Annotated in this window: 10 protein-coding genes; 7 read left to right on the top strand and 3 right to left on the bottom strand. The window is 64.0% G+C overall.

Annotation, left to right across the window (positions count from 1 at the left end; translation table 11 throughout):
* Positions 1 to 10: 10 nt before the first annotated feature.
* Entirely contained in the window at positions 11 to 1,015 is a 1,005-nt protein-coding gene (locus BJ122_RS16565; protein ID WP_027276940.1) for an inorganic phosphate transporter, read from the top strand.
* 4 nt (positions 1,016 to 1,019) lie between these two features.
* Here BJ122_RS16565 and sugE read toward each other — a convergent pair whose 3' ends face one another.
* Entirely contained in the window at positions 1,020 to 1,334 is a 315-nt protein-coding gene (gene sugE, locus BJ122_RS16560) for a quaternary ammonium compound efflux SMR transporter SugE (protein WP_110782307.1), read from the bottom strand.
* A gap of 195 nt (positions 1,335 to 1,529) precedes the next feature.
* On the opposite strand from sugE, the gene BJ122_RS16555 reads away from it, so the two are divergent.
* From BJ122_RS16555 to BJ122_RS16530, 6 genes are all read left to right on the top strand, one after another.
* A complete protein-coding gene (locus BJ122_RS16555; RefSeq protein WP_027276942.1) occupies positions 1,530 to 3,155 on the top strand; it encodes a peptide chain release factor 3 in 1,626 nt (541 codons plus the stop codon).
* 367 nt (positions 3,156 to 3,522) lie between these two features.
* Positions 3,523 to 4,770: a tetratricopeptide repeat protein gene (locus BJ122_RS16550; protein WP_430694791.1), complete on the top strand. Its 1,248-nt coding sequence runs from the start codon at positions 3,523 to 3,525 to the stop codon at positions 4,768 to 4,770.
* 11 nt (positions 4,771 to 4,781) lie between these two features.
* A complete protein-coding gene (locus BJ122_RS16545) occupies positions 4,782 to 6,470 on the top strand; it encodes a FecR family protein (protein WP_245407765.1) in 1,689 nt (562 codons plus the stop codon).
* A gap of 36 nt (positions 6,471 to 6,506) precedes the next feature.
* Positions 6,507 to 8,783, top strand: a complete 2,277-nt coding sequence (locus tag BJ122_RS16540; RefSeq protein ID WP_110782305.1) for a CHASE2 domain-containing protein — start codon at positions 6,507 to 6,509, stop codon at positions 8,781 to 8,783.
* Positions 8,784 to 9,104: 321 nt separating this feature from the next.
* On the top strand, positions 9,105 to 9,761 hold the full coding sequence (locus tag BJ122_RS16535) for an outer membrane protein (RefSeq protein ID WP_110782304.1): 657 nt from the start codon (positions 9,105 to 9,107) through the stop codon (positions 9,759 to 9,761).
* A 76-nt stretch (positions 9,762 to 9,837) separates the two neighbouring features.
* The gene (locus BJ122_RS16530) at positions 9,838 to 10,218 is read left to right on the top strand and encodes a hypothetical protein (protein ID WP_347337814.1); all 381 of its coding nucleotides are present in this window, start codon (positions 9,838 to 9,840) and stop codon (positions 10,216 to 10,218) included.
* 181 nt (positions 10,219 to 10,399) lie between these two features.
* On the opposite strand, the gene BJ122_RS16525 is transcribed toward BJ122_RS16530, so the two are convergent.
* Both BJ122_RS16525 and BJ122_RS16520 read right to left on the bottom strand, forming a co-directional pair.
* Positions 10,400 to 11,326 (bottom strand): cation diffusion facilitator family transporter, encoded by a 927-nt coding sequence (locus tag BJ122_RS16525; protein ID WP_110782302.1) that lies wholly within the window; start codon positions 11,324 to 11,326, stop codon positions 10,400 to 10,402.
* Complete coding sequence (locus tag BJ122_RS16520; protein ID WP_245407764.1) at positions 11,323 to 11,991, bottom strand: TetR/AcrR family transcriptional regulator; 669 nt, start codon at positions 11,989 to 11,991, stop codon at positions 11,323 to 11,325. The genes BJ122_RS16525 and BJ122_RS16520 overlap by 4 nt, the downstream gene beginning before the upstream one ends.
* Positions 11,992 to 12,246: the final 255 nt, after the last annotated feature.

The following is a 12,246-nucleotide window of genomic DNA, read 5'->3' as shown; positions in this document are numbered from 1 at the left end:
GGGCCGCGCCGTGGACGCCACGCTAGGGCTACCGATCCTGATCGGACTGATCGCAGTTGCGCTGCTGTTCGACTTTCTGAACGGTCTGCACGACGCCGCCAATTCCATCGCCACCATCGTTTCGACGCGGGTGCTGCGGCCGCAATATGCGGTGCTGTGGGCGGCGTTCTTCAATTTCATCGCCTTCATGGTGTTCGGGCTGCATGTCGCCACCACCATCGGCACCGGCATCATCGCACCGGGGGTGATCGATGCGCAGGTGGTGTTCGGGGCGCTATGCGGCGCCATCATCTGGAACATCATCACCTGGGCGCTCGGCATTCCCTCCAGTTCCTCGCACGCGCTGATCGGCGGCCTGATTGGCGCCGGCGTCGCCAAAGCCGGTCTGTCCGCGGCGGTGTGGAGCGGGCTGTCCAAGGCGCTGCTGGCGATCGTGCTGTCGCCGCTGGTCGGGTTCCTGCTGGCCCTGGTGCTGGTGGCGATCGTGTCCTGGGCTGCAGTGCGGTCCACGCCCTATGCGGTCGACCGCGCGTTCCGGATTCTGCAATTCGCCTCGGCCTCGCTGTATTCGCTCGGTCATGGCGGCAACGACGCCCAGAAGACCATGGGTATCATCGCCGTGCTGCTGTACTCGCAGGGCTATCTTGGCAGCGAATTCTCGGTGCCGTTCTGGGTGGTGCTGTCGTGCCAGGCGGCGATGGCGCTCGGCACGCTGCTCGGCGGCTGGCGCATCGTGCGCACCATGGGGCTGCGCATCACCAAGCTGACGCCGATGCAGGGTTTTTGCGCGGAAACCGGCGGCGCCGCGACGCTGTTCATGGCCACCTTCCTGGGCGTGCCGGTCTCCACCACCCACACCATCACCGGCGCCATCGTCGGCGTCGGTGCCGCGCGCCGCATGTCCGCGGTGCGTTGGAATGTGGCCAGCTCGATCGTCTACGCCTGGGTGATCACCATTCCGGCGTCGGCCCTGGTGGCGGCCGCCGCCTATTATGCCGTGCAACTGGTGCGCTGAGCGATCACGCCACCAGTTTCAGCCCGACGATCCCGGCGACGATCAGGCCGATGCACATCAGCCGCAGCGCCGTCGCCGGATCGCCGAACAGCATGATGCCGAGCACGGCGGTTCCGGCGGCGCCGATGCCGGCCCACACCGCGTAAGCGGTGCCGACCGGGATCGCTTTCATCGCCAGCCCGAGCAGCAGCACCGAGCTGACCATGCAAATCAACGTGCCGATGGTCGGCAGCGGCCGGGTAAAACCCTCAGTGTATTTCAGGCCGATCGCCCAGCCGATTTCCAAAAGTCCGCCAACAAAGAGATAGATCCAGGCCATCAGGCCTCCCTGCGCCGGGCGCCCGCTCACAGCGCGGCCACGCCAAGGCGTCATCCGAAAGGGGGCCGGGCCGTCCCAGCCAAATGGGTGATTTTGAGGTCGTCCTCGGCTCTCTATATGAGAGACGCCGTTCCGCGACGCAACCGGGGCCTTGCCCCTTGATCGCGCCCGCTTTCCCTGCCACAGGCTGCAGCCATGTCCGACATCGCCCAACCGGCGGCCTCGACGCCGTCTCCGTCCGCCCCGCTGGCCGCCGAAGTGGCGCGCCGCCGCACATTTGCGATCATTTCGCATCCTGACGCCGGCAAGACCACGCTCACCGAAAAGCTGCTGCTGTTCGGCGGCGCCATCAATCTCGCCGGCCAGGTCAAGGCCAAGGGCGAGCGCCGCAACACCCGGTCCGACTGGATGAAGATCGAGCGTGACCGCGGCATCTCGGTGGTGACCTCGGTGATGACCTTCGAGTTCGACGGGCTGGTGTTCAACCTGCTCGACACGCCAGGCCACGAGGACTTTTCGGAAGACACCTATCGGACCCTGACCGCGGTCGACAGCGCGGTGATGGTGATCGACGCCGCCAAGGGCATCGAGGCGCGCACCCGCAAGCTGTTCGAGGTGTGCCGGCTGCGCGACATTCCGATCATCACCTTCATCAACAAGATGGACCGCGAAAGCCGCGACGTGTTCGATCTGTTGGACGAGATCGAAAAGACGCTGGCGCTCGACACCACGCCGATGACCTGGCCGGTCGGCCGCGGCCGCGACTTCCTCGGCACCTATGATCTGCGCGACGGCGGCGTGCGCCTCTTGGAAGGCGGCGGCGCCAAGACCGGCGCGGCCGAACAGATCGACATTGCCGATCTCGGCAAGCGTCATCCCAATCTCGACGTCGCCGCGGTCCAGGAAGAACTGGAACTGGTGTCGGAGGCCTGTAAGCCGTTCGATCTGGAAGCGTTCCGCGAGGGCCATCTGACCCCGGTGTATTTCGGCTCGGCGCTGCGCAATTTCGGCGTCGGCGATTTGCTGCAGGGGCTCGGCCGGTTCGCGCCGCCGCCGCGCGCCCAGGACAGCGATCTGCGCAAGGTCGAGGCCAGCGAGCCGCGCATGAGCGCGTTCGTTTTCAAGATCCAAGCCAATATGGACCCCAACCACCGCGACCGCATCGCCTTTGCGCGGCTGTGCTCCGGTAAGCTGACGCGCGGCATGAAGGCCAAGCTGGTGCGCACCGGCAAGAACATGTCGCTGTCGGCGCCGCAGTTTTTCTTCGCGCAGGACCGTTCGGTGGCCGATGAGGCGTTTGCGGGCGACGTGGTCGGCATTCCCAATCACGGCACGCTGCGCATCGGCGATACGCTCACCGAGGGCGAGGATGTCACCTTCGTCGGCGTGCCGTCATTCGCGCCGGAAATCGTGCGCCGCGTCCGCCTGAAGGACGCGATGAAGGCCAAGAAGCTGAAGGAAGCGCTGCAGCAGATGTCCGAAGAGGGCGTGGTGCAGGTGTTCCGCCCGCGCGACGGCGCGCCGGCGCTGGTCGGCGTGGTCGGCTCGCTGCAGCTCGACGTGCTGAAAGCGCGGCTCGACGCCGAATATCAGTTGCCGGTGGAATTCGAAGTGTCGGAATTCCAGCTCGCGCGCTGGATCTCGTCGGCCGACCGCAAGAAGCTCGACGCCTTCATTGCCGCCAACAACTCATCGATTGCCGATGACGTCGATGGCGACCCGGTGTACCTCGCCAAGAACGAGTTCTATCTCGGCTACACCCGCGAGCGCGCCGAAGACATCACCTTCTCGAACGTCAAGGACGTCAAGAAGAAGGTTTGAGGCGAGGGCGCTTGCCCTCGCTGCCTCGCACGGCCCGGCGCAGCACGCGCCCGGCTGATGCCGGTCGGTGGTGATACTGCTGATCACAACAGTCGCTGACTTGCTGTGCGGCGTGGCAAAAAGGTCACGCCGTTCGTCTTTGCTAGGGCCTCTCAGCAGAAACCCGTACCATTCGCCCCCGGTTCGCCCCTAGATTTGAACCATTAAACGGCCACTGCACAACAAGCGGCCGCATTCATTTCAGGGGCGTCAGGTGCGAGTTATTGCAAAGGCCCGCGCGGTAGCACTTGCTATCAGCACTGCAGCGATCGCCGCGGTGATCTTACTCGCGCCCGCGTCTCCCACCGCCGCGCAGACGGTGACACCTGTGACCCCGGCCGCGGTGGTGCAGGGCGATTACGAAGCGCTGTTCGCGCAGATGTATCGCAATCCGTCCGATCTCGATGTCAGCTTCCGGTTCGCGCATGAAGCCGTGCAGCGCGGCGACTATGAAGCGGCGATCGGCGCGCTGGAACGGATGCTGTTCTTCAACCCCGATCTGCCGCGGGTGAAGCTTGAACTCGGCGTGCTGTATTTCAAGCTCGGCTCTTATGACATCGCGCGCGGCTATTTGCAGGACGCGATCAAGGGCGGCAACGTTCCGGATGAGATCCGCGCGCAGGTGCGCGCGTATCTGGCAGAGATCGATCGGCAACTGTCGAACCACGAATACAGCGTGTTCCTGCATGCCGGTGTTCGCTATCAGACCAACGCCAATGTCGGCCCGAACGGCTTGTTGGTGCGTGCGCTCGGGCAGGATGCGATCCTCGATCCGCGCTTTGGTAAGCAGGCCGATTTCAACGCCTATCAGACGGCGGTGGCCAACTACGCCTACAAGCTCAACCGGCGCGGCGACGCCATCGAACTGACCGTGATCGGGCTGAATTCGCGGCAGAACAAGCTGAGCCAATACGATCTCGGCCTTGCCGAAGTGATGGTCGGCCACCGCGTCGGGCTCGGCCAGAATGCCTCGATCAAATATTACGCGATCGGCGATCAGGTCTGGCTCGGCGACGCCACTTATTTCAATGCGCTCGGCGGCGGTGTGGCGGCGCGCATCACCTTGGGAGAGTGGGGGCTTGCGGAAGCGTTCGCGGAAACGCGCCATCGCCGCTTCTTCAATTCCAACAATTATCCGACCGCGTCCGAACAGACCGGCGATCTCACTACCGCAGGCCTGTTCACTGATCTGCGCAAAGGCGGCCTGCATTGGACCAGCCGTTTTACGTTCGATACCAACCAGGCGATCTACGACTTCAATAGCTACAAGCGCTATTCGGTCGATATGGCATTGCCTTACGAATTTGCGCTCAGCGTGTTTGGCGCCGCGCGGCAATTCGTGGTCGCGCCGACTTTCGGCTACAGTTTTGTGCGCTATGACGCACCCAACCCGATCGTCGATCCGTTCGTGGTTCGCCACGACAATGAATGGCGGGTCGGCGGCATCTTTGATGCGCAATTGGTCGACAATGTCGGCATTCGCACTCAGTTGAACTACTTCAAGATCAATTCCAATCTGCCGAACTACACCACCGACAATCTTGCGGTCTCGGTGGGACCGACCGTGCGGTTCTAAAGGAGCCTGCGATGCAGCGGCGTGCACTGATGGCGACTGTAGCGGCGGTGGCGGCAAGCATGGCGGCGATCGCCGCGCCGCCTGCGATAGCTCAGGAAGTCGGCAAGGCCTCGGCGGTCAATCCGGCGGCGACCGCCAATTTGCGCACCATCACCATCGGCTCCTCGATCGCGCACAAGGAACGCATTAAGACTGCCGCTGAAGGATCGGTGCAGATTCTGTTCGTCGACAAAACCTCGATGACCATCGGGCCGAACAGCGATCTCACCATCGACGAATATGTTTACAATCCGAACGCTGGCACGGGAAAGCTGGCAGCCACGCTCAGCAAGGGCGCGCTGCGCTTCGTCGGTGGTCAGATTAGCCATTCCGGCGATGCTGAAATCAAGACCGCATCGAGCGTGGTCGGCATCCGCGGCGGTGTGGCGCTGATCACGCCGCAAAACGTCTTCGCCGGCTACGGCACCTCGACCGTCACGGGCCAAGGCGGCACCGTGACACTCACAGCCGGCGAATTCACCAGCGTGGTCGGCGGCGCGCCAACGGCGCCGGCGCCGCCACCACCAGGCTTCGTCGCCGGCTTGATCCAGAGTTTTCAGAGCGCGCCCGGGCAGAGTGGCGGCGCGCCGCGCGGAACGGCGTCGCCGAGCAATGTCGCGCGTGCGGAATCACGGGCGACCGGGGGCAGCGGTTCGGTGGCGGGCGAGTTGGCACCGGGCGTCAACCAAATTCCGGTGCAACGGATCAATCCGGGCTCGACGCTGACACAGACCATTCAGACCACCACGCAATCCACCGCTGCTGAAGCGACCATCGCCACTACGCCGAGCCATCTGAAGGGATATGTTGGTGGCATGATGGCGACCAGCCGCGAACCGGGGGTCGTGTCCGCGATCATCGGGCTGGCAGAACTGTTGATCAATCCGCCCGGCCATCGGGTGCAGGCTAATTTTGTCGGCGGTGCCTTCGCCGGCAATGACACACCACAAACGGTGGTCTTCAACTATCAATACGGCTCGCAGAATCCGGAACTTGACCCGAGAAGCGAATATCGTGACCCGAAGAATTTTGGCGCGCTGCCGGCGATCGATCGCGAGGGACGGCCGATCTCAACCATCAACGGCCAGCCGCTGAGTAGCCAATCTGGTGGGATGACTACCGTCACTGCGGATCAAGCTCGGCAATTTGCGTGGGCGCGTGGCTATGATCTCACGGTGTGCGATTGCGACTATACTCGCTGGGGGATCTGGGGCAGCAGCAGTCAGCAGGGGGGCGACAGCGCTGTGCTGAACGACGTCGCGAGCGGCTTCTGGGTGGCCGGTCGCCCGATCAGCAACAGTGACGTGCCGACCGTGGGGCAGGCCAGCTATGCTGGCCATGTGGTGGCGCAGGTGCAGAACGGCAGCAGCAACTACATCAGCGCCGGCAATCTCACCACGACGGTCGATTTCGCCAGCCGGCATGGCACGGCCTATGTGTCGAATTTCGACGGCTTGAACTATTCCGGCAATCTCTATGTGTCGCCGAGCCAGCCGCACCTCACGGCAGGTCTGAATTCGATCGGCAGTGATCGCTCGATGTTGCTAAGTGGCGAGTTTTATCGCGGTCGCACGAGCCCGGTTGGCGAGATGGGCGGTGCGGCGCTGGTCAGCGGCACGAACTATCTCGGCAGCGGCATTTTTGCCGCGCGCATGAAATAGCCGGCTTGGCGCGAGCGGCGCGGCGGGGAGGGCAGGATGAGCGGCCGATCCCCGCATAGCGCACCAGATTGGCGCCGCCGCGCGGCGTGGTTCGGCGCCAGGCTGCGTCGCTTCGCGCGCAGCCGCACCGGGCAGGCGCTGGCTGCGGCATTGCTGACGGTGCTCGCGCTGACCTTGCTGCGTGCCTTCAATCCCTGGGTGGTCACCGAATTTCGCGATCGCACCTTTGATGCCTACCAGCGGCTGTTGCCTCGGCCTTACAGCGCGCAGCCAGTGCGGATTGTCGATATCGACGAGGCCTCGATCGAAGCATTCGGGCAATGGCCGTGGCCGCGTAGCCGGCTGGCGGCGATGAACCGCCGGCTTGGCGAACTTGGCGCCGGCGCGGTCGCTTACGACATCATTTTTGCCGAGCCCGATCGCACCACGCCATCGCGCATCGCCGCCGACCTGGCGCTGTCGGACGGTGACGACCACGAGCGCGCCATTGCCGTGCTGAAAACGCTACCCGACCATGACAAATTGTTCGCCGAGGCGATCGGCCAGACCGCGACCGTGCTCGGCTTTGCCGCCGGCAGTCGGCTCCGCAACCCGATCAGGCCGCCGCTGAAAGCCGGGTTGGCGTTTGTCGGCGTTGAGCCCAGCAAGGTGCTGCGGCCGTTTCACGGTGCCGTGGTCAGTCTGCCATTACTCAACCAGGCCGCCGCTGGCGTCGGTGCCATCAATCTCAGCGCGCGCGATCGCAGCGGCGTGATCCGCCGCGTGCCGATGCTGCTGTCGGATGGCAAGCAGCTCTATCCGAACCTCGCGGTCGAGGCGCTGCGGGTCGCGCAAGGCCAGCAGAGCGTGGTGGTGCGCGGCACCGGCGCCAGCGGCGATGCCGATACCGGCCACGCGGCGCTGCTCGACATGCGCGTTGGCGCGTTCCGGCTGCCGCTCACCAATGATGGCGAGGCCTGGGTTTATTTCGATCACGACCGGCCGGAGCGCTACGTCTCGGTCAAGGATCTGTTCGACCCCGCCAAGGACAGCGCGGTGCGCGAGCGCATCGAAGGATCGATCGTGCTGGTCGGCACCTCAGCGTCCGGGCTGCTCGATGCGCGCACGACGCCGCTCGGCGAAACCGTGCCCGGCGTGGCGATCCTGGCGCAATTGCTCGAGCAGATTTTGGCGCAGGATTTTGTCGATCGGCCGGATTGGGCCGATGGTTTTGAGATCGTGCTGACGGTGTTGCTCGGGCTGTCGATCGCCGGACTGGTACCGTTGATCGGGGCGCGGTTTTCGCTGATCGCGGGCGTGGTCGTGCTGATCGCGGCAATCGCGGCATCCTGGTACGCTTTTGTGCATTTTCGGCTGCTGATCGATCCGATCTATCCGTCGCTGGCGACGCTCGCCACTTACATTGCGGTCGAGCGCGTGCTGCATCTCGCTGCCGATCGCGACAAGGCATTTGCGCGCCAGGCGTTTGCGCAATATCTGGCGCCGGAGCTGCTGGCGCGGCTTGAAAGCTCGCCGGATGGCATGAAGCTCGGCGGCGAGAACCGCGAGCTGACCGTGATGTTCATGGATGTGCGCGGTTTTACGCCGCTGTCGGAAGCGTTGAGTGCGACCGAACTGGTCGATTTCATCAACACGCTGCTGGCGCCGCTGACCGATGCCATTCAGGCCGAGCTCGGCACGATCGACAAATATATCGGCGACTCGATCATGGCATTCTGGAACGCGCCGGTCGATGTCGAGGACCATGCCACGCGCGCCTGCCGGGCAGCGCTGGCGATGCGCGCCGCGCTGCAATCCCTCAATGACGCCGACGCCTTTGGCTTTGCCGCGCGCGGCATGGCGGAGCCTAACGTCCGGATCGGGATCGGTCTCAACACCGGGCTGGCCTGCGTCGGCAATATGGGGTCGGCGAAACGCTTCAATTATTCGGCGATGGGCGACGTGGTGAACGTCGCAGCGCGGATCGAGGCGGCCACCAAGGATTTTGGCGTCGATATATTGGTGTCAGAGCAGGTAGCGCTCGCCGCCCGTGGCATCGCGCTGCTGGAGGCCGGCGAGATCAGGCTGAAAGGGACCTCGCGTCCGACCCGGCTGTTTGCCGTGCTCGGCACCACGGCTGAAGCCGAGGCGCGCGGCTTCGCCGCCCTGCAGCGCCTGCATGGCGAATTGTTGCAGGCGATCGCTGCGGGCGATTGCGCCCATGCCGAGGTGCTGCTGGCGCGTTGCCGTGCCCAGTGCGGCGATGATTACTCGGGGTTGTATCAGCATCTGGCGCAACGCCTCGGTGTATTGGCGCGCGCTGCGCGCGGGTGAATCGCCCGCCCATGCCGTCGCCGAGCGGCATGGCGCACGGCTCACGGCATGAATCAGATGGGGTGCGCCGCAACACGGGGGCCCGAGTCGTTGCTTATTTTGGTTGCGGTTCGTCGTGAGATGCAACGCAGGCGCGAGCCGTTCGGGCCGGTCTTGTGGATAAAATCTAGGCAAATGGTAATATGGTGAGGTACGGGGCCGGTTTCTGTCGCCGAATTGCCACACGTCGAACCTGATGCCAGCCGCACTGCATCAAAACGAATGCAATTCTCCGGGAAAGGAGCGAGATGACGTCATTGAATTGTTAAGGAGACTTCAACCATGAAGAAAATGCTGCTCGCCACCGCCGCGCTGCTGGCGATGGGTGCCACCTCGAACGCGGCCGACCTGGCTGCCCGCACCTACACCAAGGCGCCGCCGGCCGTTGTGGCCCCCGCCATCAACTGGTCCGGTTTCTACGTCGGTGCGATGGGCGGCTACGGCTGGACCCAGACCGTGTCGCTCAACGGCCAGAACTTCAGCGACGAGCTGAATGGCGGCTTCGGCGGCGGCACCATCGGCTACAACTGGCAGATGGGCTCGCCCTGGGTGTTCGGTATTGAGGTTGACGCCGCTGGCGCCAGCATCAAGAAGTCGGAACTCGGCGCTGAAGCCAAGATCGACGCGTTCGGCAGCGTCACCGGCCGCGTCGGCTATGCCGCCGATGCCATGCTGATCTACGCCAAGGGCGGTTTCGCCTGGGCCAACAACAAGGTCTCCGCGCTCGGCCTCTCCGAGAGCAAGACCCACGCTGGCTGGACCATCGGCGCTGGCCTCGAATACATGTTCGCCCCGGCCTGGTCGGTCAAGGCTGAGTACATGTATGCCGACTTCGGCAAGGAAACCTACCTCAACACCTTCGACGTTGGTGCTGACCTGCACACCGTCAAGGCTGGCGTGAACTATCACTTTGGTGGCCCGGTGGTTGCCAAGTACTGATAGCTAGAGTTGATAGTTGGCCGGCTGCCTGTGGCAGCCGGTTGGCTCTCCTCTCCAGGACGAAAGGCCGGCAGCAATGTCGGCCTTTTTTCTTTTTGGGGATACGGTCGTGGCACGCCGCCGCCTGACACGCCGCGGGCAACGGTGTTCGCCACGATGCTGCCGCGATCGCTACGCAGCCTTGGCCCAAAGGGCGAGGGCCGGGGACATGATGGCGCCGGTGCAGCATAAGGTGACGTGGCAGCAGGTCGGGCGCGTGACCAAGCCCGGACGCTATCTGTTCCGATTCGGCTGGCTGACGATTGCCGCGGCTGACATCAAGATCTGGCAGCAGCATCCCGAGGCGGCTTTGACGCTGGTGTCCGCGCCGTCTTCTGGCATTGCGGAAGAGTATCATCTCGGCGTTTTTGAGCTGCCGTTGCCGGCGGCTGTGCCGATCAAGACGGTTTCCGCCTGACGGTTTTGACTTACCTCAAGGCTCGCCGGGCGCCGCTGTCGTTCGCTGTGCAAGTCAACGCCGCGGTTCTCTCCAACTGCCCGGTGATGGCGGGAGCCCCAGGCCCACCTCCCCAAAGGCTGACGAGTGCCGGGGCTCCCATTCATCTCCTTGCCCTTGCACCATCACCATCGGTTTTGCCCTAATCGGCCCATTCCGGATCGGTGGTGAACACGATGGTCAGCCAGCGGTCGGGGCTGTCGCCGCCGATCAATTCGCTGATCTCGTCGCTGAGCTTGTCCCACTCTTCAAGGCGCTTGGCCGGCCAGCCGGTCGGCACGATGAAATACAGCTCGATCTGCCGGCCACGGCCGACCCGCGCCACATAGGCGCGGTACGAGAGAAAGCCGTAGCGTGCCACGATCTGCTGCGCGACCTCGTCGACATGGTGCTTGAGATCGGCAGGCGTCACCAGCAGCACGTCGGCCAAGGCTTGGCGGATGGTGTTGATCGGCATCGGGATCATCGCCAGACACACCACGGTCAGCACCAGCGGGTCGATATAGGGCGAGATCCATGCGATCGGCGTGCCCTGGATCGCATAGCCGAACAGGAAGGCGATCAGCAGCGCGGCGGTTAGCGCGGCCGACATCAGCCAGGCCTTGGCGTCGAGCGCCAGAAAACCGGAGTTCAGCTTGCGGTTGGCCCTGATTTCAAAGATCGCCATGGCGATCTCCGCGACCACGGTGACCGCGGCATAGATGATGGCCTGATCGAAGGCGAGCAGCCGGCCGCCGGTCATCAGGCTGCCGATCGCGTTGATCAGCGCATAGATCGCCGCACCCATCAACAGCATGCCATTGAGGCCGAGCACCATCGGTTCGAGATGCCAGAACCCCATGGTGAAGCGCTCGGCGAGCTTGCCGTTGGCCGGCCCGGCCGCGGTCGAACGCGCGATCAGATTGGCCACCAGCAGCGCCAGCATGGTCATCGAGGCGTCGGTCAGCGAATAGATGCCGTCGAATACGATCGAGGCCGAGCCTGACAATAGACCGAACAGGATGCCCAGGCCGGCCAGCGCAAAGGTGACGGCGATCGACACGCGCAAAACGTTTTGTTCGGTGGTCATGGTGTCGCCTCGCGTCGCTGCGCTGTTCGCCGCGCCGCGCCATCCAGGCCGTCCAGCACTGCATCGATCATCAGCCGGTAGCTGCGTTCTGAGTCGAGCGTGTGAAATGCCGGCACCAGCCGCTGCACGGTGGCAAAGGAGGCAGGCGGCAGCTTGGTGATTTCGAGCGTGTCGGCGTGGCTGGCGCTGTGCAGAAAACCGCGCGCCTCGGCAGCCGCGAGGCCAATCACGGCGGCGTACCAGCCGAGTCCGGCTTCAGCCAATCGCTGATCGTCAAAACCGGCGTCCTGCAAAGCGCGGTACACCAGTTCGATATGCTGATAGTCGGCGGGGCCGGTGGTCCAGAACCGCGCCATCAATGCAAAGCTGCTGGGAAAAGCCAGCGCGACGCGGCGATATTCCAGCGCCAGCGCGCGCAACCGATCGCGCCAGCTTTGCGACGGGTCGGATGCGGACAGCTGGGCGGAGAGATGATCCGCCATCGCGCGCAGCAATCCGTCTTTGCTCTTGAAATGATAGAGCACCGTCATCGGGTCGCAGCCGAGCCGCTGGCCGAGTTTGCGCAGGCTGAAACCGGCTTCGCCGTGCTGTTCGAGTAGCTCGATCGCCGTCACGACAATCAGCTCCGGCGAGAGCGGCCGGGGCTCGATGGTCGTGCCGGGCATCATGATCATCACCTCATAAACGGAGACCGTGGGGGCGGCGAGGTCGACGAAGGCAGCCCCCGCCGCACCTCGGACGCCTGCCTGGGTCCATATGCAGACCACTGACGGCCCAATTCTACACTGTAGAGTATAAGCCGTAGAAGCGTTTTTGTCAAACTTGAAGGTATTTTATAACCGTTCGATGCGGCGGGCAGAGCAGGTGCACACCACTCAACTGCTGCGACAATTGCCGGAAATCGGCGACAAGCGGTTGGC

It is taken from the genome of Rhodopseudomonas faecalis, from assembly GCF_003217325.1.
Lineage (GTDB): Bacteria > Pseudomonadota > Alphaproteobacteria > Rhizobiales > Xanthobacteraceae > Rhodopseudomonas > Rhodopseudomonas faecalis.
This window is presented reverse-complemented; position numbering and strand designations above follow the sequence as displayed.